Source organism: Streptomyces viridifaciens, from assembly GCF_001888885.2.
Classification (GTDB): Bacteria; Actinomycetota; Actinomycetes; order Streptomycetales; family Streptomycetaceae; genus Kitasatospora; species Kitasatospora aureofaciens.
In genome coordinates this window covers 5,198,559-5,218,799 of sequence record NZ_CP090841.1, presented here as the reverse complement: position 1 = coordinate 5,218,799, position 20,241 = coordinate 5,198,559, and the positions used below count along the sequence as shown (strand labels likewise).

The following is a 20,241-nucleotide window of genomic DNA, read 5'->3' as shown; positions in this document are numbered from 1 at the left end:
AACGAGAGGACGGGCATGATCACGCGCGAGGAGTGCGCGGCGCTGGACGCCGCCGACCCGCTGGCGGCGTTCCGCAAGGAGTTCACCCTGCCGGACGGGGTGATCTACCTGGACGGCAACTCGCTGGGCGCGCTGCCGGTGCGCACGCCCGAGCGGGTGGCGCAGGTGGTCGAGCAGGAGTGGGGCCGGGAGCTGATCCGCAGCTGGAACGACGCCGGCTGGTTCGAGCAGCCGTACCGCCTGGGGCGCCGGATCGCGCCGCTGATCGGCGCCGATCCGGCGGAGGTGGTCGTCTGCGACACCACCTCGGTGAACCTGTTCAAGGTGCTCTCGGCGGCGCTGGAGCTGCGCCCGGGGCGGCGCACGGTGCTGGGCGACGCCGAGGCCTTCCCCACCGACCTGTACATCGCCGAGGGCGTGACCGGTCAGGTCGAGGGCGGGCGCAGCGTGCTGGTGCACCCCGAGGAGCTGGACCGGCACCTGGACGGCGACGTCGCCGCGGTGGTGCTGTCGCACGTGGACTACCGCACCGGCGAGCTGCTGGACATGCCCGGTATCACCGCCCGGGTGCAGGCCGCGGGCGCCCTGATGATCTGGGACGTGTGCCACTCGGTGGGTGCGCTGCCGGTCGAACTCGGCGCCGCCAAAGCGGACTTCGCGGTCGGCTGCACGTACAAGTACCTGAACTCGGGCCCCGGCGCCCCGGCCTTCCTGTACGTCGCCGAGCGGCACCTGGCGGCCGGTCCGCGGCAGCCGCTGAGCGGCTGGTTCGGGCACGCCCGCCCGTTCGCCTTCGAGCCCGGGTACGACCCCAAGCCGGGCATCGGGCGCTTCCTGACCAGCTCGCCCTCGCTGCTCGGCCAGGCCGCCCTGGGCGCCTCGCTGGACGTCTGGGAGCGCGCCGATCTGGCCGCCGTACGGACGAAGAGCCTGGCGCTGACCGACCTGTTCGTCTCGCTGGTCGAGGGCCTGGACGGGGTCGAGGTGGTGACCCCGCGCGAGCACGCCCGACGGGGCAGCCAGGTCGCGCTGCGGCACGCGGACGGCTACCCGGTGGTGCAGGCGCTGATCGCGCGCGGGGTGATCGGGGACTTCCGCGCGCCGGACCTGATGCGGTTCGGCTTCACGCCGCTCTACCTCTCGTACACCGAGGTGTGGGACGCGGCCCGGCAGCTGGCCGAGGTGCTGGCGAGCGGCGAGTGGCGGGAGGAGCGCTTCTCCCGTCGGGGCGAGGTGACCTGACCGGGGAGACGGGGGCCGGGGCGCAGCGGTCCTTCTGGACCGCAGCGAGGGCCGGTGACGTCATGGACCGGTGACGCCGCCCGGAGCGTGACGTGACGCAGGTCATGGACCGGCCGAGTTCCACCGCCACAGCCGCCGGGAAACCTCCTTCTTGACTGTTCGTCAGACCACGGGGAGGTTGACGTGCACTTCGAACTCGGCCCGCTCAGGCCCGATCCCGGCATGCTGGTCCTCGGCCTGGCCCAGCTCTTCCTGTTGATGTTCGCACTCGGCGTCGTCCTGCTCCCGCGCATCGAACGGATGCGGGCCCAGCGGTGGGACGCGACCGAGGGCCGCACGGAACGCACCGAAGCCGTCCGTGCCGAGGCCGAGGCGACCAGGGACGCCGCCCTGGACGAGATCGCCGGGGCCCGGCACGAGGCGGCCCGGATCCGCCAGGAGTACGCGGAACGGGGCGCGGCGGCGATCGCGGCGGCCCGCGCCGAGGGCACCCGCGACCGCGACCGCCTCCTCACCACCGGCCGCGCCCGGATCGCCGCCGGCCGGAGCGCCGCCGCCGACCGGCTGCGCCAGGACGTCGGCGACCTGGCCGTCGCCCTGGCCGGCCGGGTGGTCGGCGAACCGGTGCACGCCGTCGCCGCCGAGCGCCGCACGGTGGAGCGCTTCCTCGCGCGGCCGCTCGACTAAACGACCGTCAGTTCGCCAACCAGCTTCCGGTACACGTCGAAGGCGGGCTTGGGCGTCCAGTCGTCCCGCAGCAGGCCGAAGTGGTGGAACAACCCCGGGCCGGCACTGTCCGCGTCCCGGAGGCCGAAGAACGAGTAGCTCCGGACCCCGAGCCGCCCGGCCAGTCCCACCACCGTCCGGACCACCTGCTCCACCACCTCGGCCTGCCGCTCCTCACTGCGCCCCGGCCCGGTGGGCCAGCCGTTCTCGCAGACCCGCAGCGGAACGGCCGGCCCGATCCCGGCCCGGGGCAGCGCATTCTCGCGGAACCCGGTGAGCACCGCCCCCACCGAGTCGACGAGTCGCCCCTCCGGGACGGCGCGGAAGACGTCCGGGAAGAAGTCCAGCCCGACGTAGTCCAGGGAGCGGTGGAAGCACTCGTCGGCGAGCTCGCCGAGCTCCGGCCAGAAGGTGTCGGCCGGATCGAAGGACGGCACCGCGTTGAAGCCGACCGCAAGGTGGCCATAGCCGCAGGTCAGCGCCTCCTCCTTGGCCGCGATGACGCCCTCGACCAGCGCCCGGAGGACGTTCGGGATGCTGCCGTCCAGGATGGGGAGGTCCAGGTTGGGCTCCTCGCAGATCTGCACGACGGCGAGCCGGGGGCCCTCGGTCCGGACGACCTGCCGGACGTAGTCCGTCCAGCCGTCCAGCTCCCCGCTGCGGACACCGAACTGCAGCACCAGGTCGAGCTTGCGACCGTCCGTCGCGTACCGCTCGGGCCGCTCGGGGGTGCGGTGCTCGTCGGCTGCGTACGAGCGGTAGGCGCGGACCAGGAACTCCTCCGCGTCGCCCTGGAGTTCGCGCAGCGCGGCGGTGATCCGCTCGGGGTCGTCGGGGCGGACGGGCTCGATCAGGCCGGTCTCGTCGCCGAGGGACCCGCCGGGGTAGATGCCGAAGGTGAAGGTCATGCGGACACCGTAGCCGATTTTATTGGTGTCACTCCAAGTTTTAAGTGACACCACGATCTGGCGATAGGATTCCGCCATGGGACTTCGCGAACTCAAGAAGCAGCAGACCCGGGAGCTCCTGGCCGACACCGCCATGGGCCTGTTCGCCGAGCGCGGCTTCGAGCAGGTCACGGTGGTCGAGGTGGCCCGGGCCGCCGGGGTCTCGCCCAACACGGTCTTCAACTACTTCCCGACCAAGGAGGACCTGTTCTTCGACCGGCAGGACGAGGTGGTCGCCCATCTTGCCGAGGTGGTCCGGCGGCGGCCGGCCGGCAGCTCCGCCGTGGACGCCGTCCGGGCCGACCTGCTGACAGGCGTCGCCGACGGGGACCCGACGGTCGGGCTGAACCCCGGGATCAGCGCGTTCTGGCGGATCATCGCGGACAGCCCGGCGCTGCGGGCCCGACTGCTGGAACTCGGCGAGCGCGCCGAGGCGGCACTGGCGACCGCCCTCGCCGAGGAGTCGGGGGCCGGCCCGGAGGACCCGCTCCCCCGGATCGTCGCAGGTGCCGTCGCCGGGGCCCACCGGGCGGTGCTCGTCGAGATCCGGCGGGCGATGGTCGCCGGGGAGCCCGCCGAGGCGGTGCGGGAGCGGATCGAGGCGGCGGTGGAACGGGCCTTCGGACTGCTCGGCTCGGGGCTCGCGGGGTACCCGGCGGGGCGCTGAACGGGCGGGGGAGCGAACCGGAGGGCGGCCGGAACGTCGGCCGCCGAGCGGGCGGGCTAGGTTGGACGGCATGACCACCGAGGCCCAGGAGCAGGGCGCACCGCTCGTCGTCGTCGCGTCCGCCGACGCCGTACTGCGACACCCCGAGGCGGGCGAGCACCTGCTCACCGAGATCGAGCGGGGGCGCGCCGCGCGCTTCCGGCAGGAGTCCGGACGGACCGACTTCGTCGCCGGGCACGTCCTGGTCCGGCTCTGCGCGGCCCGGCTGCTCGGCGTACCGGCGGCCGCTCTGGTCCTCGCCCAGGAGTGCCCGGACTGCGGCCTGGCCGACCACGGCCGGCCCTACCTTCCGGACCACCCCGGGGTGCAGGTGAGCCTGTCGCACACCCGGGGCGTGGTCGCGGCCGGTGCGGGTCACCAGCCCGTCGGCGTGGACGTCGAACTGGCCGCCCGGGGCGGCTCGCTGGGCGCGGTCGCCCGCCGGGTGCTCGCCCCGGCCGAACTGGCCCTGGTCGAGGCCGCCGCGGAGCCCGACCGGGCGTTCCTGCGGCAGTGGGTGCGCAAGGAGTCGCTGATCAAGATCGGACGGGCCACCCTGGACACCCTCGGGCGGATCGACATGTCCGCTCTGCCGCTGGACGTCCCGGCCGGGGCCCCGCTGCGCAGCCGGTTCGAGGACCTCCACCTGCTCGACTGGACCGCCCCCGAGCACGGCGCCGCAGTCGCGGCCGTCAGCACCGCCCGGCCCCGCATCGTGGAGCTGGTCCCGGCGGGCTGAGCGGAGCCGGTTGCGGAGGCCGGGCAGAGCCGGTTGCCGCGGGCCGAGCCGGGAGCCCGTTGCGGAGGCCGAGCCGGGACGGGTGGGGCACCCGAGCGTGGGGCCGGTGAATAAGCGGTGTTAGCGTGCCTGGTCGTGGACGCGCCGACCGCGCACGCCCGCCGACCCCAAGCTGCCCACCGGACCAAAGGGTGCCCCCGCCATGGCCAAGTTCCTGCTGAGCCTGCACGTCCTCGCGTCGGTCCTGTTCATAGGCCCCGTCGCGGTCGCCGTCAGCATGTTCCCGCGCCGGGCGAAGGCCGCCCTGGCCGGCGGACCGGACCAGGCCTCGGACGCGGGCGTGCTGCGCGTCCTGCACCGGATCACCCAGGTCTACGCCCTGCTCGGCGTCGCGGTGCCGGTGCTGGGCATCGGCCTCGCCCAGGTGATGAACGTGCTCGGCCAGTCCTGGCTGATCGCCTCGATGATCATCACCGCCGTCGCCGCGCTCTCGCTGCTGCTCTTCGTCCTGCCCGGCCAGCAGGCCGCCGTGGACGCGCTCGGCCTCGCCCCGGAGGACGAGCAGCACACCAAGGCCGTCAGCGGCCTGCGGATGCTGCCGATGACCGCCGGGGTGTTCAACCTGCTGTGGGCCGTGGTCGTGGTGCTGATGGTCGTCCGCCCGGGCTCGTCCACCGGCGCCTGACGGCCGCAACCGATCCGCACCGCCCCCTCCCGCAGGCCGGACCGTTCCAGTAGCGTCCTCGACCATGACGATCATGGCGGGCATGGGCAGCCCGACGGGGACCGGCGTCGGCCCGCTGCTGCGCGGCTGGCGGGAACGGCGGCAGCTCAGCCAACAGCACCTGGCACTGCGCGCGGACTGCTCGACCCGGCACCTCAGCTTCGTCGAGAACGGCCGCTCCCACCCGAGCCGGGAGCTGGTGCTCCGGCTGGCCGAACAGCTGGACGTCCCGGTGCGCGAGCGCAACACCCTGCTGCTCGCGGCCGGGTACGCCCCGCACTACCCCGAGACGCCGTTGGACGACCCGTCGATGACCGCGCTGCGCGGCGGCGTCGAGCGGCTGCTCGCCGCCCACGAGCCGTACCCGGCGCTGGTCGTGGACGGGGAGTTCCGGGTGCTGGGGGCCAACGGTGCGCTCTCCCTGCTGCTCGACGGCGTCGCCCCGCACCTGCTGCGGCCGCCGTTCAACGCGGTCCGGACCGCCCTCCACCCCGACGGGCTGGCACCGAGGATCGTCAACCACCGGCAGTGGCGCGGGCACCTGCTGGAACGGCTGGACCGGCAACTGGAACTGGTCGGCACCGAGTCGCTGCGGCGGCTGCGCGCGGAGGTCGGCGGCTACCCCGAGCCGGCCGGGGATCCGGAGGAGGACGTCACGGAGACCGGCCGTCCCGTCGCGCTGCCGCTGCGGCTCCGGCACGACGGCCGGGTGCTGTCCTTCCTCTCCACGGTCACGACCTTCGGCACGCCGCTGGACCTGACCGTCTCCGAACTGGCCCTGGAGACCTTCCTGCCGGCGGACGCGGAGACGGACCGCTTCCTGCGGTCCGCGGTGGGCCCGGAACACTGACGGCCGCCCCGGCACGACGACACCCACCCCGGTCCTTCCCGCCCCGCTCCTTCCTGCCCTGAGCCGCCCAAGGGCCGCCCCGAGCCGTACGGCGGCCCGCTCACGGGCGGCGCGGCCGGTGCAGCAGCACGCCCGCCCGCTTCACGGCGCGGGCGGTGATCGTGGTCTCGGCACGGGTGACACCGAGCGGCCCGAGGGTGTCGGAGAGGAAGCGGTAGAGGCCGCCGTGGTCCGGGCAGAACAGCGTGGCCAGCAGGTTGGTCGGGCCGCTGGTGGCGAAGACGCCGTGCACCTGGGGGTGGCGGGCCAGTTCGGCGCCGACCTCGGCGAGCCGGCCGGGCGGCACGTCCAGCCAGAGGTTGGCGTCCACGGCCATGCCGAGCAGCCGGGGGTCCACGGTGGCGTGGGTGCGCAGCAGCCCGAGCCGGTCCAGCCGGTGCAGGCGCCTGCGGACGGTCGACTCGGGTGCGTCGACCGCACCGGCCAGCACGGCGTGCGACTGCCGGGCGTCCTCGCCCAGGCTTTCCAGCAGGGCTCGGTCCAGGTCGTCCAGCGGCGGGGGCGTGGCGGGGCGCGGGACCGGCGGCCGGGCGAGCGCGGCGGCCTCCTGGCCGGTCAGCCAGCCGGCCTGCCACTGACCGGCGTCCGCGAAGGCGTGCAGCACGGCGTGGGTGGTGGTCTCGGTGACGGCACCGGTCGCGGGCAGCTGACCGTACAGCAGGCGGTCGCGGGCCCCGGCGTCGCTCATCATCACGGCGCCGACCTCGTGGCCACCGAGCATCACGTCGACGAAGGGGATGTCGGAACGGTCGGCCAGCGCCTGGGCGATGGTGTCCACCCGGCCGCGCAGCACCCGGACCCGCAGCAGCAGCGCGCCCACGGCGGCGTCCTCGATGTCGGGCATCCGGACCACCCGCAGCACCCCGGCCCGGCGCATACGGCCGAGCCGCCGGGTGACCGTCCTGGCGGAGACCCCCAGCACCTCGGCGATCCGGCCGGGCTCGGCCCGTCCGTCCACCTGGAGGGCGCAGACGAGGCGGCGGTCGAGTGCGTCCAGCACGCTGTCCGGATCGGTCGTGGCGAGGTCCATGGATGTCCGATCTCCGTCGCTGATGAGCCGTTGAGCGTCCTCTTCGGCAGCCCTGACGGTACTCCTTGTCCTGTTCGGCCGGGACGGACCGGCCCGCGGACGTGATCGATCGTTCGAGTCGAGGAGTACGACATGGTGGGGTACGACGTGGCGGGGCAGGACATGGCGGGGCACGACGTGGAGCTGTGGGCGCTGGCGGAGGGCGTGGAGGCGGCGGTGCGCGTGGTCGGCGCCGGGCTGGCGGCCGGTCGGCCGACCGATCCGGCCCCGGAGCGGACGGCCGAGGAGGCGATGGCGCGGTTCGCGGCGCTGGACGGCCCGGCCGCCGCCGAACTGCGCGAGCGGCTGGGCGCACTGCGCCCGCAGGCCGGTTGGGTGCCGGAGGAACTGGACGGCTCGGTGCCCGCCGAGGGCGAGTGGTGGGTCTGCGACGCGACCGACGGCGCGGTGCAGTACCTGCTGGGGCAGCCGCACTGGGCGGTGACGGCGACGCTGGTACGCGACGGCGCGGCGGTGCTGGCCGTGGTGCACGCCCCGGAGCTGTTCGGTGCGGGCCGGACCTACCGGGCGGTGCTGGGCGGCGGGGCACAGCTGGACGGTCGGCCGATCGCGCCGCTGGAGCGGGAGTTGGCGGCCACGGTGGCCGCCACCAGCCAGCCGCCGCTGGTGGCCGTCGACCCGGTGGCGGTGCGCCGGGCCGGGGAGTCGCTGTCCGCAATGGTCGGAGCGGTGCTGGCGGTGCGCAACCTCGGCCCGACCGCCCTCCAGGTGGCCCAGGTCGGCTCCGGGCACCTGGCACTGTTCTGGCAGTACGGGCGGGACGCGGGCAACCTGCTGCCCGGGGCGCTGATCGCGAGCGAGGCGGGCGCGGCGGTGACGGACGCCACCGGGGCGGCCTGGACGGCCGACTCGGACAGCGTCCTGGTCGCCGCGCCCGGCCTGCACGCGGACGCGGTGGGAGTGCTGCGGGCGGTCAGCTGAGCTGGAAGAGGGCGGCCGCGTTGTCGTGGCAGACCGCCCGCAGCCACTCCTCCCCCAGCCCCAGCCCGGCCAGCGCCTCCAGCTGGTGGACGTACCGGTAAGGGATGTTGGGGAAGTCGCTGCCCAGCAGGACGCGCTCGCGCAGCCCGCGCAGACGCGGCAGTTCGTCGCGCGGGAACGGGTCGTCGGCCTCCGCGAAGTCCGTGAACGCCATGGTGGTGTCCAGCCGGACGGCCGGGTGGCGCTCGGCCAGGTCGAGGAAGTCGCGGTACTCGGACATGCCGAGGTGGGCGACCACCAGGACCAGGCCGGGGTGCCGGTCCAGCACCGCGCCGATCGGCCCGGGGCCGGTGAACTTGCCCGGCACCGGCCCGGATCCACAGTGGGTGACCACCGGGGTGCCGGTGTCGGCGAGCAGGCCCCAGACCTCGTCCAGCCGGGCGTCCGTCGGGTCGTAACCGCCGACCTGGAGGTGGGCCTTGAACACTCGGGCGCCCTCCTCGACCGCCCGCGCCACGTAGCCGGCCGCCCCGGGTTCGGGGAAGAAGGTCGCGGTGTGCAGGCAGTCCGGGGTGCGGGCGGCGAAGTCGGCGGCCCAGGCGTTCAGCCAGTTCGCCATGCCCGGCTTGTGCGGGTAGAGCATGGACGTGAAGGCCCGGACACCGAAGTCCCGCAGCCGCTGGACGCGTTGCTCCTCGGCTTCGCGGTAGGTGATCGGCCAGGGGCGGTTCACCAGCGGGCCGGCCGCGTCGAAGTACGCCCAGACCTTGTCGAGGACGTTCTTCGGCATGAAGTGGGTGTGCACGTCGACCAGCCCGGGCAGTCCCAGGGACTGCCAGAACTCCCTCACGGCCGCGGCCTCTTCGCTGCTCACGCGGGCGCCGGGTTCGCTACTCACACGGGCACCGGGTTCGATGCTCACGCGGGCACCGGGTTCGATGCTCACGCGGGCACCGGGCGGGCGCGGTCGATGATCTCCCCGGTGTCGACGCCGGCCGGCAGGGTGCCGAAGGCGGCGCCGCGGTCGCCGCCGAGCCGACCGGCGCAGAAGGCGTCGGCCACCGCCGGGCTGCCGTACCGGACCAGCAACGAACCCTGGAAGGCCAGTGCCATCGACTCGACCAGCCGCCGCGTGCGGTACTCCAGGTCGGACAGGTCGCTGAGCTGCTTGCGCAGTTCGGCGACTGCGGCGTCCAGTCGGCGGTCCGCGCCGGCCGCCGCGTCGAGTTCACCGAGGAAGGCCTCGACCGTCTCCGGGCGCTTGGCCATGGCGCGCAGGGCGTCCAGGGCGGCGACGTTGCCGGAGCCCTCCCAGATCGACACCAGCGGCGCCTCCCGGTAGAGCCGGGGCATCCCGGACTCCTCGACGTAGCCGTTGCCGCCCAGGCACTCCAGCGCCTCGGCGGCGTGCGCCGGACCGCGCTTGCACACCCAGTACTTGGCCACCGCAAGGCCCAACCGCCGTACCAGCGCCTCGGTCTCGTCCCCGGCGAGGGCGAGGTCGGTGGCCCGGGCGAGCCGCATCGCGACGGTCGTGGCCGCCTCGGACTCCACCACCAGGTCGGCCAGCACGTTGCGCATCAGCGGCTGGTCGACCAGCGCCTTGCCGAACGCCCGCCGGTGCAGGGCGTGGTGGACGGCCCTGGTGGCGCCGTAGCGCATGCCGGAGGCGGCACCGATGGTGCAGTCCAGGCGGGTCATGTTGACCATCTCGATGATGGTCGGCACGCCCCGGCCCTCCTCGCCGACCAGCCAGCCGACCGCGCCGTCGTACTCCAGCTCGGCGGAGGCGTTGGACTTGTTGCCCAGCTTGTCCTTGAGCCGCATCAGGTGCAGGCGGTTGCGGCTGCCGTCCGGGAGGACGCGCGGCAGCACGAAGCAGCTGAGACCGCCGGGGGCCTGGGCGAGCGTCAGGAAGAGGTCGGACATCGGCGCCGAGGTGAACCACTTGTGCCCGGTGAGCCGGTAGGTGCCGTCGGCGTGCGGGGCGGCGGTGGTGGTGTTGGTGCGAACGTCCGAGCCGCCCTGTTTCTCGGTCATCGACATGCCGGCGATCAGCCCGCGCTTGGTGTGCGGCTCGCGCAGGCCGAAGTCGTACTCGGTGGCGGCCAGCAGCGGCTCCAACTCGGCGGCCAGGGAGGGGCTCTGGCGCAGGGCCGGGACGGCGGCGTAGGTCATCGAGATCGGGCAGGTGTGGCCGGCCTCGACCTGGCTCCAGACGAAGAACTTGGCGGCGCGGGCGGAGTGGGCGCCGGGGCGCTCGTCCCGCCAGGGCGCGGCGTGCAGGCCGTACGAGACTGCGGTGCGCATCAGCTCGTGCCAGTACGGGTGGAACTCGACCTCGTCGATCCGGTGGCCGAAGCGGTCGTGGGTGCGCAGCACCGGCGGGTTCTCGTTGGCCAGCCGACCCCAGTCGGCGGCCTGCTCGGAGCCCGCCAGGCGGCCGAGTCCGCGCAGTTCGGGCTCCGCCCAGCCGGCGCCCGCCCGGTGCAGGGCGGCGAGCAGGGTGGGGTCGGCGGCGGTGTCGTGGCCGTACGGCAGGGGCACCTGGTTGGTGACCTCATGCGTCGCTGTCATCGCGTCCTCCCAGGGCACGCAGGGTGAAGGAGACCAGGGCGGGGACCACCGTGGTGTTGTCGCTGTGCTCGGGCGCGGGCGCGGGCGCGGGCTCGTGAGCGGGCGTGGGCGCGGGCGCGGGCTCGTGAGCGGGCGCGGGCTCGGCCGCGAGCGGACCGGCCAGTGCCTCGCCGACCGCGCCGACCAGGGCGGCGGCGGTCAGCACCGGATCCTGCTCGGGGAGTTCGCCGGCCGCCACGGCGGCGGCGATCTCGGTGGCGATCACGTCCCGGAACGCCCGCCGGAAGACCAGGCGCTCACCGTCCACCACCGCGTCGGCGGGCTCGACCAGCAGAGCGTAGGCCAGCCGGGGGGCGCGCAGGGCGCGGGCGGCGAAGGTCTCGACCACGGCGGCGATCCGCTGCTGCGGGGCGTCCCGGCGGGCGACGGCGGCGTTCACGGCGGCGATCTCGCCGGTGACCACCCGGCGGAACAGCTCCACCGACAGCTCGGCCTTGTTGGCGAAGTGCTGGTAGAGGCTGCCGGTGGCGATCCCGGCACGGTCCGCCACGGCGGCCATGGTGCAGCCGCCGTAGCCGCGCTCGGCGAGCAGGCCGACCGCCGACTGCAGTACCGCCTCGCGCTGGGCGTCCAGGCGGGCTTGGACGGCGGGGGTGCGTCGGTAGGCCATGGAAGCATTGAAGCACTGATTCACTGCTTCGGGGAGAGGGTGGATGCGAGTGGCCGTCGCCCCACCCGAACGGCGGGAGGCCGCCCCGTGGCGGGGCGGCCTCCCGGTGCTGCGGAACTGCTACCGGGGTTACAGCGGGCGGCGCTCCTGCTCCAGCCGCTGGCCCTCGACGTCGAGCGGACCGAACGGCGCTCCCACCTGCGGCGACTTGGCGAGCGAGCGGGCAGCCGCGGCGGCCTGGTCGTCCAGACCGGCCCACTCCAGCACCTTGGCGGTCGCCTCCGCCGACTGCTCGGCCGGCAGCTTGCCGATGTTGGAGCCGTGGTTGCCGCCGGGCACGACGTAGACGTAGCTGTCGTCGCTGCCCCGGCCGAGGCGGAACGGCTTGGCACCCCAGGGGTCGTTGCCGCCGTAGACGAACATGATCCGCTCGCCCTCGCGCTTCACCCAGCGGTCGATGTCGGGCATCGCGTACGGGTTGAAGACGGTCGGGATCTCCTTCGGCACGTAGGAGCGGGCCGAGTAGAGCTCCTTGTAGTCGTAGTGCAACTGGTCCTTCAGGTACGAGACGTCGAAGAACGGCGCACCCAGCTCGGTCGCGGCCTGGTAGTAGTACGCGGTGTACTTCGCCAGCGACTGGTCGCTGTTGCCGGTGATGCCCGACTGCGCGTCGTACCAGGCGTACAGCTCGTCGTCGGTCGCGGTGGCGGCCACCGGGACCTTCGCGCAGTCCGCCTCCAGGCTGTACTGCCAGAACGCCCAGACCACGTCGAGCACGCCGGCCTCGTAGGCGCGGTCCGGAGTGCCGAGGGTGTTGAAGGTCGAGCCCGCCGCCTTGTTGTCGGCGATGTAGCGGGGCTCCAGGCGGTCGCGGCGCACCAGCAGCTCGCGCTGGGCGGCGTTCAGCTTGGCGCGGCACTCGGGGGTGCCGACGTTGCGGAAGAAGTCGGTGTAGGCCGAGTAGTCGTTGACGTCGGTGTTGTTCGGCGCGACGTAGGCGATCGTGCCCGCCACGTCGTCCGGGTAGAACCGGCGGTAGAAGGTGGAGGACATGCCGCCCTTGCTGGCCCCGGTGGAGAGCCACTCCTGCTGGTAGATCCGCTTGAGCGCGGTCACCAGCTTGTGCGAGTCGGCGGCCTGCTGGCGGATGCCAGCCTTGGACCAGTCGGCCGGATCGGGGCGCGAGGGCGTGAAGAAGCGGTACTCGATGGAGACCTGGTTGCCGTCCACCAGCCGGGTCGGCTCGGTGCGGGACGGGGTGGTGCCCAACGTGTAGCCGTTGGTGTAGAAGACGGTCGGGCGGTCGTAACCGCGGTGCAGCACGCTGAAGCGCTGCTGGAAGGTGCCCAGCCAGGGGCGGAAGTGGTCGATCGGCTGGGTGTAGGTGGCCAGGAAGTAGCGGTGGCCGGTGGTGGTGGGCTGCTCCCCGGTGATGGTCACCCCGGGGATCGCCGCCAGCCGGTCCTTGATGTCGGCGTTCGGGTCGTCGGCGGGGCTCCGGCCGTGCGCGGCCGCGGCCGCCTCGCTCCCCTGGCCTGCGGTCGCGGCCGCGGCCGGGGTGGCCAGGCCGGTGATCGCGAACATCGGTATCAGCAGGACGGAGACCAACAGCCTCTTCAGCTTGGTCGTCATCAACTCTCCATCTGATCAAAGGACATGACAGCTGCCTCGTCGGCATCACACTGCGGTGCGGGTGGTGCGCCGGCCGCCCGGGGACGGCCGAATGGGCCACCCGCCTGGTGGCGGGTGGCCCATCGGGGGAAGGTGCTGGTCAGGGGGGTTTGCCTCGGTTCCGTCGGCTGCTGGGTGACCGCCCGCTGAAGGGGTGCGGCGCGGGCGGTCGGGTGGGGCGGGTCGGGTCGGGTCGGACCGGGTCGATCGTGGCGTCCGAATCCGGCGCGGACGTCGGTGGCCTCACGGGCGACGGTCCTACGGTCCGCGGCCTTACGGTCCGCGGCCTTACGGGCGGGGCAGGGTGCAGCCCGCGAGGGTGAGGTCGAGGCGGTTGCCGGGGCCGAAGCAGGCGGGGATGCCGTAGGTCTCCTGGGCGTAGCCGATGCCCTGGTGGACCGTGACCCCGCCGTTCTCGTCGACCTCGCACGGGTTGTCGAGAGTGCAGGACTCGCCGTTCTCGTTGATCGTGTTGTTCACCGCGACGAGCCGACCGGTCGAGGTGTCGACCACCGGCGAGCCGGAGGTGCCGCCGATCACGTTGCAGCCGGAGGTGTAGCGGACCGAGTCCTTGAAGGTCCAGTCGGCCTCGTTCAACTGGTAGGCGAAGCCGTCGATCGAGCAGGAGTAGATCTTCTTCCAGTAGCCGGAGACGACCCGGATGTCCGCACCCTGGGTGGGGTGGGTGTCGGCGATGGTCAGCGGCGAGATCCCGTACTTCGACTTGATCGAGGCGTAGTTGGTGTTCAGCTGGTAGATCGACACGTCGGTGTCGGTCATGGCGCCGTAGACCACCTTGGTCGCCCGGAGGGTCGCGAGGCGGCCACCGGTGGGGTTGAGCAGGGTGAAGGTCCGGCTGGAGGGCTGGTCGAGCACCACTTCGCCGGGGCCGGGCATGCCGGACTCCAGGCAGTGGCCGTTGGAGAGCACCAGGGCCGGGTCGGTCGCGGCCGAGTTCGGCATCCGCACCAGCGAGCCGGAGCAGTTGCTGAGCGCGACCGTCCCGGCGAAGTTGACGGTGACCGCCTTGGCCGCCGGGGTGGCGGCCTGAGCGGAAGCCTGGGCCGGGGCGGAGACCTGGGCCGGCGCGGCGGCCTGGGCCGGCGCGGCACCGACGAGGGCGGAGGTGCCGGCGGCCAGGAGCGTGGCGAGCATGCCTATGAGCGGCTTCTTCATGAGAGACCTCTCGGTGTGGGGGTCCCCCAAAGCTGTCGCGGACATGACTTACTGTCAAGGGTCAAAACCAGAACAAGAAAGCACCCCCCGACCGCGCGGACCGGGAAGCCCCTCAGTGGCCCGGGGCGCTCAACTCCCCTGCCAGTGACGCCGACCGAGGCTGATCAGGCGCAGCTGCAGTCGGGCAGTGGCGGCGATCCGCCGCTCGCGGGCCGGATCCACCTCCTCCTGGGCCTCCAGGAAGGCGGAGGCCGTCGACACCATGTGGTCCACGTACAACTCGGCGAGCATCCGCAGGTCCTGCTCGCTCCAGCCCTGCGAGACCGGCTGGAGCGCCAGGGCGGAGCCGACCTCGGCGGCGAAGCGGCCCAGCTCGGCGTCGATCGCCTCACGCACCCGCCGGACCCCGCCGTGCCGCTCGCGCGCCAGGAAGCGCACGTGCGGCCGGTGCTCACGGACGTGCTGCCGTATCACCTCCACCGCACGGTCGATCAGCTCCTCGGCGCCGTCGGCCTCGGCGAGCACCGAGCGGATCATGACGTGCAGGCTGGCCAGCGACTCCTCGACCAGTACGACGCCGAGGGCGGCGAGGTCGGGGAAGTGCCGGTAGAAGGCTGCGGGGGACAGCCCAGCCTCCCGGGTGACCTCGCGGACGCCCAGGCTCGCCAGGTTCTGATCGGCCAACAGGTGCAGACCCGCGTCCATCAAGGCCCGTCGACTCTGCTGCTTCTGGGCCTGCCTGGCCCCAACGGTGTGACTCACGCCATTCAGTAAACAGTCGTTTGCCGAACTTGGCCAGCGGGCGTACAGTGGGACTCGAAGTCAGCGAACACTTGTCAACCGAAATCGGCGCAGTAGCAGCCTCAGCTGAAGGAGCCAGCCGTGATCCTGTTCTCCGCACTGGTCGCCATGGGAGTCCTGATCGGCACCGCCGCCCACCTCCCCCTCCCGGTGTTCCTCGCCGCCTCCGCCGCCATCACCACCTGGCTGCTCGCCTTCGGCGCCCGCGAGGGCATCGCCCGACTGCGGCACCGCTGACCCGGGCAGCCGCCTTCCCGTCCACTCCTACTGAGAGGACCAGCACCGTCATGAGCACCGCCACCGACCGCGGCATCACCGACCCCGCCGGCACCGACCGCCGGCGCACGGCCGAGGCCGAGGCCGACAGCCTGGCCGTCGCCTCCTTCCTCCTCGGCCTCCCGGGCCTACTGCTCTTCAACATCGTCCTGGGGCCGATCGCCATCACCCTGGCCACACTGGCCCTGGTCCGCGGCACCAGCCGCCGCGGCCGCGCCTTCCTCGGGCTGGCCCTCGGCATCGCCTCGCTGGCCATCCTCGCCGTCACCACTGCCACCTCCCACGGTGTGCTCATCGACGTCAGTTCCTGATCCGAGCTCACCTCACTCCGCATCGACTCGTCTCGTCTCACCTCGGCTCACCTCGGCTCCCCCGCGTCCGCGTCGAACAGCTGATCGCGACAACCCGGCCCACAACCCCCGCCCGCCACGTAGGGTGGCCACATCGGCCGGGTGAACCCAGGGGGCAGGAGTGAGTACCGAGATCCGCAGCGACGCGCAGTCGACGCCCAGCGGGACGGGCGAGGGCGGGCGACTGCTCGCGGTGAGCGATCTGCACATCTCCTACCAGGAGAACCGCGACCTGGTGGAGAAGCTCAAGCCCACCCACCCCGACGACTGGCTGCTCGTCGCCGGGGACGTCGCCGAGCTCACCACCAGCATCGAGTGGGCGCTCGGCCTGCTCGCCGAACGCTTCGCCCGCGTGGTGTGGGCGCCCGGCAACCACGAGCTGTGGACCCACCCCGAGGACCCGGTCCAGCTCCGCGGTGTGGCCCGCTACGACCACCTGGTGGAACTGTGCCGCGCCCTCGGCGTCGTCACCCCCGAGGACCCGTACCCGCTCTGGCAGGGCGCCGGCGGACCGGTCAGGATCGCCCCGCTCTTCCTCCTGTACGACTACTCCTTCCGTGCCCCGGGCACGGCCACCAAGGAGGAGTCCCTGGCGGCCGCCTACGAGAGCGGGATCGTCTGCGCGGACGAGCGGATGCTCCACCCGGACCCGTTCCCGGACCTCGACTCCTGGTGCCGCGAGCGCGTCCGGCTGACCGAGCAGCGGCTCGCGGCCTGCGACCCGGATGTCCCGCTGGTCCTGGTCAACCACTACCCGCTGGTCCGCCACCCCACCGAGGTCCTCTGGTACCCCGAGTTCGCCCAGTGGTGCGGCACCGAGCTGACGGCGGACTGGCACCGCCGCTTCAACACCGCCGCGATGATCTACGGACACCTGCACATCCCGCGCAAGACCAGCTACGACGGAGTCCCGTTCGAGGAGGTCTCGCTCGGCTACCCGCGCGAGTGGCGCAAGCGCGGCCTGCCGGACCCGCTCCTGCGGGAGGTGTTCCCGCAGGCCGCGAGGTCCTGAGCGGAGCGGCGCGGGGGTCTCTCCCTCCTGTCCCGGCTTCACCTCCGACTCCTCCCGGTCCTCCTAGTCCGTCGCGATCGCCCGCAGCACGTCCAGCCGCGCCGCCCGGCCCGCCGGGCGGAGCCCGGCCACGGCTCCCGCCAGCAGCCCGGCCAGCAGGACCACGACCAGTTGCTCGGGCGGTATCGCGAACGAGCCCGTCCCGGCGCTGTCCGAGGCCTCCACCAGCGCCCAGCCGAGGAAGGCGCCGAGCCCCAGCCCGCCGACCGTCCCGAAGGCCGCCACCAGCACCGACTCCCAGCGGACCATCCCGCGCAACTGTCCCCTGGTCTGACCGACCGCCCGCAGCAGCCCCAGCTCCCTGGTCCGCTCGTGCACCGCCAGGGTCAGTGTGTTCGCGATGCCCAGCAGCGCGATCAGCACCGCCAGCGCCAGCAGCGCGTAGACCACCGAGAGCATCGTGTCGACGCCGGAGGCCGCGGTTTTGGCGTACTCGGCCCGGTCCTGCACCTGGGGACTGCCGAAGGGGAGCAGTGCCTTGGTCACCGCCGCCTTGCCGACGCTCAGCGGGACGCCGCCACGGAGCCCGACCGCGACCATGGTGTCCGCGTCCTGGACCCGGTGCGGGGCCCAGGCCTGCCTGGTTATCAGGTAGTCCCCGGCCAGCGTTCCGCCCTCGTACAGCGCGCGGATGGTGAACGGCCCGCTCGCTCCGTCGGTGAAGCCCACGGTGACGGACTGTCCGAGCTTCCAGCCGTTCTGCTGCGCCTCGCTGCGCGAGACCGCGAGCCCGTCCGTGCCGAGCGCGTCGAGCGAGCCGTCGACCCGGCCGAGGTCGACGATCCCGGACAGCCGGGCCGGGTCGGTGACGTCCAAGGTACGGCCGTGCCCGTCGATCCGGGCGACGCCCCGACCGAGCCCGACCGTCTGCCGCACCTCGGGCAGGGCCGCCAGGGCGTCCGCCACCTTGGGGCTGATCCCGCTGCCGCCCGCCCCGAACGAGGCGGTGGTGACGGCCAGGTCACCCGCGAAGGACTTGCTCACCGTGTCGTCCAGGGTGGCCTTGATCGACGCCCCGAAGACGGTGAACAGGGTGACCACCGCGACGCCGATCATCAGCGCGCTCGCCGTGGCCGCCGTCCGGCGCGGGTTGCGGGCCGCGTTGCGCCGGGCCAGTACGCCGGAGACCCCGCGCAGTCCGGGCAGCGGCGCGCCCAGCACACGGACCGCGAGGGCCGCGGCGACCGGGCCGAGCACCACCGTGCCGGCCAGCACCGCCAGTGCCCCGCCCGCCGTCAGCAGGACCGACGGACCGTCGGTGGCTCCCAGGACGGCCACCGGCGCTCCCCCGGCCAGCAGCACTCCGCCGAGCACCACCCGGACGGCGCCCGCCCTGCCCTGGGCCGCCCGGTCGACACCCGCCTCCCGAAGGGCGGCCAGCGGAGCCGGCCGCCCGGCCCGGAGGGCCGGTAGCAGCGCCGAGCCGACCGCGACCAGCGTCCCGACCAGCAGCGGCAGCAGTACGGCGGCCGCGCTGATCACCATGCCTCCGGTCGGCAGGGCGAAGCCGAGCGTCGAGAACAGCGCCTTGAGGCCGGCCGCCACCCCGATCCCGCCGAGCAGGCCGCCGAGCGAAGCCAGCAGGCCGACCGCCGAGGCCTCGGCGAGCGTCGCCCCCAGCACCTGGCCGCGCACCGCGCCGAGCGCCCGCAGCAGCGCGTTCTCCCTGGTGCGCTGGGCGACCACGATGGCGAAGGTGTTGTGGATGGTGAAGGTCGCCACCAGCAGTGCGATCCCGGCGAAGACCAGCAGCAGCGTGGTGAACATGCTCAGGAACCGCCCGGACAGCTGCTGGGTGCTCTCCTGGGTGGCCGCCGCTCCGGTGACCGCCTGGACGCCGGAGGGCAGTTGCGGGCCGATCCGGTCGGCCAGCTCCTGCTGGGAGATCCCGCCCGCGGCCCGGACCTGGATCGAGCTGGCCTGCCCCGCGCCCTTGGTCGTGAGGTGGTGCTCGGCGTCCGCGAAGGTCATGGCGGTGAAGGTGCTCGGCCCCATGCCGTCCGCGTTCGCCCCGAAGGTGGCGATGCCGACGACGGTGACCGGCACCGGATCGGGGGTGCGCAGCACGGTGGTCGAGCCGACGTGCAGCCCACCCGTCTTCGCCGCGCCCCGGTTGATCACCACCTCGCCCGGGGCGGCCGGTGCCCGGCCCTCGGCCAGCCGGTAGGGGTTCAGCCGACCGTCGGTGAGCCAGTTGCCCGCCAGGGTGGGCGGGCCCTGGCCTCCGATCGGTTTGCCGTCGCTGCCGACAAGTTGGCCCGCGCCCTGGACGGACGGCTCGGCGGCCGCCACTCCGGGGATCGTGCGCAGCCGGTCGGCGAGTGCGACGTCGACCGGGGCCCGCACCCCGCCGGCCGAGCCGGGGGAGTCCAGGACGTCGGCGCTGCGGACCACCACGTCGGTGCCCGCGTTGGCGTCGGCGAAGAGGGTGTCGAAGTTGGCGCGCAGGGTGTCCCCGAGCACCATCGTGCCGGTCAGGAAGCTGACGCCGAGCAGGATGGAGAGCAGGGTGCCGGCCAGCCGACGCTTGTGGGCGCGCAGCGAGCGCAGGCTGAGCCGGAAGGTCACCGACGTCATGACCGCCTCCGTTCGAAGGCCTTCATCCGGTCCAGCACCGAGGCGGCGGTCGGCCGCTCCATCCGGTCCACCAGTCGGCCGTCGGCGAGGAACAGCGCCTCGTCGGCGAAACCGGCCGCCGTCGGATCGTGGGTGACCATGACCACGGCCTGCCCCATCTCGTCCACCGCGCGGCGCAGCAGGCCGAGCACCTCGGTGCCGGTACGGGAGTCGAGGTTGCCGGTCGGCTCGTCGGCGAAGACCACCTGGGGCCGCCCTGCCAGCGCCCGGGCCACGGCGACCCGCTGCTGCTGGCCGCCGGAGAGCTCGCTCGGGCGGTGCTGCAGCCGGTCACCGAGGCCGACGACCTCGATCAGCGACTCCAGCCAGGCCTGGTCGGGAGCGGCCCCGGCGAGGTCCAGCGGGAGGGTGATGTTCTCCCGGACGGTGAGCGTCGGCACCAGGTTGAAGGCCTGGAACACGAAGCCGATCCGCTCCCGGCGCAGCAGGGTGAGCCGCCGGTCGTTCAGCGAGCCGAGTTCGGCGTCGCCGATCCAGGCGCTGCCGGCGGTGAGCGTGTCCAGCCCGGCCGCGCAGTGCATCAGGGTGGACTTGCCCGAGCCGGACGGCCCCATGATCGCGGTGAACCGCCCGGCCGGGAACTCCACCGTCACGTGGTCCAGCGCCCGGACCTCGGTGCCGCCGACGCCGTAGATCTTCACGGCGTCGGCGACCCGCGCGGCGGTGCCCCTTACGACGTCGAGGGTGGTCACCTGGCGCCACCGCCCCCGGGGACGTCCTTCGTCGGCTCCGTCAGCACGGCCCGCTTGGCGCGGTACTCCTCGGCGTCGATGTCGCCTTCTGCGAAACGGCGGCCCAGGACGGCGAGCGGGTGCTCCACCACGCCCGGGGCCCCGGCGCCGAACCCGGTCCCGAACCCGCAGGCGCCGTACCGCCGCCACACCGACCGGCGCAGCATCGTGATCACCAGAACCACCACGGCGATCCAGAACAGGGGCACCAGCAGGATCCAGGCGCCCGGCCCGTGCCAATCTGCCAGTTGTGTGTACATCGTGGTTCATCTCCT

21 protein-coding genes are annotated in these 20,241 nt (G+C 73.4%); 10 read left to right on the top strand and 11 right to left on the bottom strand.

Features of this window, described 5'->3' with window-relative positions:
* The first annotated feature begins 15 nt into the window (after positions 1 to 15).
* Together kynU and BOQ63_RS30525 are read left to right on the top strand one after the other, a co-directional pair.
* The gene (gene kynU, locus BOQ63_RS30530; protein WP_030288691.1) at positions 16 to 1,242 is read left to right on the top strand and encodes a kynureninase; all 1,227 of its coding nucleotides are present in this window, start codon (positions 16 to 18) and stop codon (positions 1,240 to 1,242) included.
* Between the two features lie 183 nt (positions 1,243 to 1,425).
* Positions 1,426 to 1,929 carry a F0F1 ATP synthase subunit B gene (locus BOQ63_RS30525; protein ID WP_223886080.1) on the top strand — a complete coding sequence of 168 codons (504 nt, stop codon included), beginning with the start codon at positions 1,426 to 1,428 and terminating at the stop codon, positions 1,927 to 1,929.
* Here BOQ63_RS30525 and BOQ63_RS30520 read toward each other — a convergent pair.
* Complete coding sequence (locus BOQ63_RS30520) at positions 1,926 to 2,876, bottom strand: hypothetical protein (RefSeq protein WP_030288694.1); 951 nt, start codon at positions 2,874 to 2,876, stop codon at positions 1,926 to 1,928. The two genes, BOQ63_RS30525 and BOQ63_RS30520, sit on opposite strands and share 4 nt — an antisense overlap.
* Positions 2,877 to 2,952: 76 nt before the next feature.
* Here BOQ63_RS30520 and BOQ63_RS30515 point away from each other — a divergent pair, with 76 nt between their 5' ends.
* The 4 genes from BOQ63_RS30515 (at position 2,953) to BOQ63_RS30500 (ending at position 5,934) form a co-directional block, all read left to right on the top strand.
* Complete coding sequence (locus BOQ63_RS30515; RefSeq protein WP_030555553.1) at positions 2,953 to 3,582, top strand: TetR/AcrR family transcriptional regulator; 630 nt, start codon at positions 2,953 to 2,955, stop codon at positions 3,580 to 3,582.
* 70 nt (positions 3,583 to 3,652) lie between these two features.
* Entirely contained in the window at positions 3,653 to 4,360 is a 708-nt protein-coding gene (locus BOQ63_RS30510) for a 4'-phosphopantetheinyl transferase family protein (RefSeq protein WP_030555551.1), read from the top strand.
* Positions 4,361 to 4,562: 202 nt separating this feature from the next.
* Positions 4,563 to 5,045, top strand: coding sequence for a DUF2269 family protein (locus BOQ63_RS30505; RefSeq protein ID WP_030288699.1), 483 nt, complete (start codon positions 4,563 to 4,565; stop codon positions 5,043 to 5,045).
* Between the two features lie 64 nt (positions 5,046 to 5,109).
* Complete coding sequence (locus tag BOQ63_RS30500) at positions 5,110 to 5,934, top strand: helix-turn-helix domain-containing protein (protein WP_072655275.1); 825 nt, start codon at positions 5,110 to 5,112, stop codon at positions 5,932 to 5,934.
* 100 nt (positions 5,935 to 6,034) lie between these two features.
* Here BOQ63_RS30500 and BOQ63_RS30495 read toward each other — a convergent pair whose 3' ends face one another.
* Positions 6,035 to 7,024: an Lrp/AsnC family transcriptional regulator gene (locus tag BOQ63_RS30495; protein ID WP_030288709.1), complete on the bottom strand. Its 990-nt coding sequence runs from the start codon at positions 7,022 to 7,024 to the stop codon at positions 6,035 to 6,037.
* 132 nt (positions 7,025 to 7,156) lie between these two features.
* Here BOQ63_RS30495 and BOQ63_RS30490 point away from each other — a divergent pair, with 132 nt between their 5' ends.
* Entirely contained in the window at positions 7,157 to 8,005 is an 849-nt protein-coding gene (locus BOQ63_RS30490; protein ID WP_223886079.1) for an inositol monophosphatase family protein, read from the top strand.
* Here BOQ63_RS30490 and BOQ63_RS30485 read toward each other — a convergent pair.
* The 6 genes from BOQ63_RS30485 to BOQ63_RS30460 form a co-directional block, all read right to left on the bottom strand.
* Positions 7,998 to 8,879, bottom strand: coding sequence for an amidohydrolase family protein (locus tag BOQ63_RS30485; protein ID WP_197697998.1), 882 nt, complete (start codon positions 8,877 to 8,879; stop codon positions 7,998 to 8,000). The genes BOQ63_RS30490 and BOQ63_RS30485 overlap by 8 nt on opposite strands.
* A 68-nt stretch (positions 8,880 to 8,947) precedes the next feature.
* Entirely contained in the window at positions 8,948 to 10,582 is a 1,635-nt protein-coding gene (locus BOQ63_RS30480) for an acyl-CoA dehydrogenase family protein (RefSeq protein ID WP_030288716.1), read from the bottom strand.
* Positions 10,566 to 11,252 (bottom strand): TetR/AcrR family transcriptional regulator, encoded by a 687-nt coding sequence (locus BOQ63_RS30475; RefSeq protein ID WP_150476176.1) that lies wholly within the window; start codon positions 11,250 to 11,252, stop codon positions 10,566 to 10,568. Before BOQ63_RS30475 ends, BOQ63_RS30480 begins: the two co-directional genes overlap by 17 nt.
* A gap of 129 nt (positions 11,253 to 11,381) precedes the next feature.
* On the bottom strand, positions 11,382 to 12,884 hold the full coding sequence (locus tag BOQ63_RS30470) for a S28 family serine protease (RefSeq protein ID WP_046386698.1): 1,503 nt from the start codon (positions 12,882 to 12,884) through the stop codon (positions 11,382 to 11,384).
* Between the two features lie 327 nt (positions 12,885 to 13,211).
* Complete coding sequence (locus tag BOQ63_RS30465; protein ID WP_030555535.1) at positions 13,212 to 14,099, bottom strand: S1 family peptidase; 888 nt, start codon at positions 14,097 to 14,099, stop codon at positions 13,212 to 13,214.
* A gap of 129 nt (positions 14,100 to 14,228) precedes the next feature.
* Positions 14,229 to 14,861 (bottom strand): TetR family transcriptional regulator, encoded by a 633-nt coding sequence (locus BOQ63_RS30460; RefSeq protein WP_030288724.1) that lies wholly within the window; start codon positions 14,859 to 14,861, stop codon positions 14,229 to 14,231.
* A gap of 120 nt (positions 14,862 to 14,981) precedes the next feature.
* Here BOQ63_RS30460 and BOQ63_RS30455 point away from each other — a divergent pair, with 120 nt between their 5' ends.
* The 3 genes from BOQ63_RS30455 (at position 14,982) to BOQ63_RS30445 (ending at position 16,538) form a co-directional block, all read left to right on the top strand.
* Entirely contained in the window at positions 14,982 to 15,137 is a 156-nt protein-coding gene (locus BOQ63_RS30455; protein ID WP_157846532.1) for a hypothetical protein, read from the top strand.
* A 50-nt stretch (positions 15,138 to 15,187) separates the two neighbouring features.
* Positions 15,188 to 15,487, top strand: a complete 300-nt coding sequence (locus BOQ63_RS30450; RefSeq protein ID WP_046386699.1) for a hypothetical protein — start codon at positions 15,188 to 15,190, stop codon at positions 15,485 to 15,487.
* A gap of 160 nt (positions 15,488 to 15,647) precedes the next feature.
* Positions 15,648 to 16,538: a metallophosphoesterase family protein gene (locus BOQ63_RS30445; protein ID WP_094743017.1), complete on the top strand. Its 891-nt coding sequence runs from the start codon at positions 15,648 to 15,650 to the stop codon at positions 16,536 to 16,538.
* A 63-nt stretch (positions 16,539 to 16,601) separates the two neighbouring features.
* On the opposite strand, the gene BOQ63_RS30440 is transcribed toward BOQ63_RS30445, so the two are convergent.
* The 3 genes from BOQ63_RS30440 to BOQ63_RS30430 are packed head-to-tail and all read right to left on the bottom strand — an operon-like array spanning position 16,602 to position 20,226.
* Entirely contained in the window at positions 16,602 to 19,175 is a 2,574-nt protein-coding gene (locus tag BOQ63_RS30440; protein WP_150476175.1) for an ABC transporter permease, read from the bottom strand.
* Positions 19,172 to 19,927 (bottom strand): ABC transporter ATP-binding protein, encoded by a 756-nt coding sequence (locus tag BOQ63_RS30435; RefSeq protein WP_030288732.1) that lies wholly within the window; start codon positions 19,925 to 19,927, stop codon positions 19,172 to 19,174. The genes BOQ63_RS30440 and BOQ63_RS30435 overlap by 4 nt, the downstream gene beginning before the upstream one ends.
* The gene (locus BOQ63_RS30430) at positions 19,924 to 20,226 is read right to left on the bottom strand and encodes an SHOCT domain-containing protein (protein ID WP_030288734.1); all 303 of its coding nucleotides are present in this window, start codon (positions 20,224 to 20,226) and stop codon (positions 19,924 to 19,926) included. Before BOQ63_RS30430 ends, BOQ63_RS30435 begins: the two co-directional genes overlap by 4 nt.
* Positions 20,227 to 20,241 lie beyond the last annotated feature (15 nt).

Bases quoted from the DNA above. Each gene is read 5' to 3' on its own strand.
- kynU (WP_030288691.1), top strand. From the start codon at position 16: ATGATCACGCGCGAGGAGTGCGCGGCGCTGGACGCCGCCGACCCGCTG.
- BOQ63_RS30520 (WP_030288694.1), bottom strand. From the start codon at position 2,876: ATGACCTTCACCTTCGGCATCTACCCCGGCGGGTCCCTCGGCGACGAG.
- BOQ63_RS30515 (WP_030555553.1), top strand. From the start codon at position 2,953: ATGGGACTTCGCGAACTCAAGAAGCAGCAGACCCGGGAGCTCCTGGCC.
- BOQ63_RS30510 (WP_030555551.1), top strand. From the start codon at position 3,653: ATGACCACCGAGGCCCAGGAGCAGGGCGCACCGCTCGTCGTCGTCGCG.
- BOQ63_RS30505 (WP_030288699.1), top strand. From the start codon at position 4,563: ATGGCCAAGTTCCTGCTGAGCCTGCACGTCCTCGCGTCGGTCCTGTTC.
- BOQ63_RS30500 (WP_072655275.1), top strand. From the start codon at position 5,110: ATGACGATCATGGCGGGCATGGGCAGCCCGACGGGGACCGGCGTCGGC.
- BOQ63_RS30495 (WP_030288709.1), bottom strand. From the start codon at position 7,024: ATGGACCTCGCCACGACCGATCCGGACAGCGTGCTGGACGCACTCGAC.
- BOQ63_RS30490 (WP_223886079.1), top strand. From the start codon at position 7,157: ATGGTGGGGTACGACGTGGCGGGGCAGGACATGGCGGGGCACGACGTG.
- BOQ63_RS30480 (WP_030288716.1), bottom strand. From the start codon at position 10,582: ATGACAGCGACGCATGAGGTCACCAACCAGGTGCCCCTGCCGTACGGC.
- BOQ63_RS30475 (WP_150476176.1), bottom strand. From the start codon at position 11,252: ATGGCCTACCGACGCACCCCCGCCGTCCAAGCCCGCCTGGACGCCCAG.
- BOQ63_RS30470 (WP_046386698.1), bottom strand. From the start codon at position 12,884: ATGACGACCAAGCTGAAGAGGCTGTTGGTCTCCGTCCTGCTGATACCG.
- BOQ63_RS30465 (WP_030555535.1), bottom strand. From the start codon at position 14,099: ATGAAGAAGCCGCTCATAGGCATGCTCGCCACGCTCCTGGCCGCCGGC.
- BOQ63_RS30450 (WP_046386699.1), top strand. From the start codon at position 15,188: ATGAGCACCGCCACCGACCGCGGCATCACCGACCCCGCCGGCACCGAC.
- BOQ63_RS30440 (WP_150476175.1), bottom strand. From the start codon at position 19,175: ATGACGTCGGTGACCTTCCGGCTCAGCCTGCGCTCGCTGCGCGCCCAC.
- BOQ63_RS30430 (WP_030288734.1), bottom strand. From the start codon at position 20,226: ATGTACACACAACTGGCAGATTGGCACGGGCCGGGCGCCTGGATCCTG.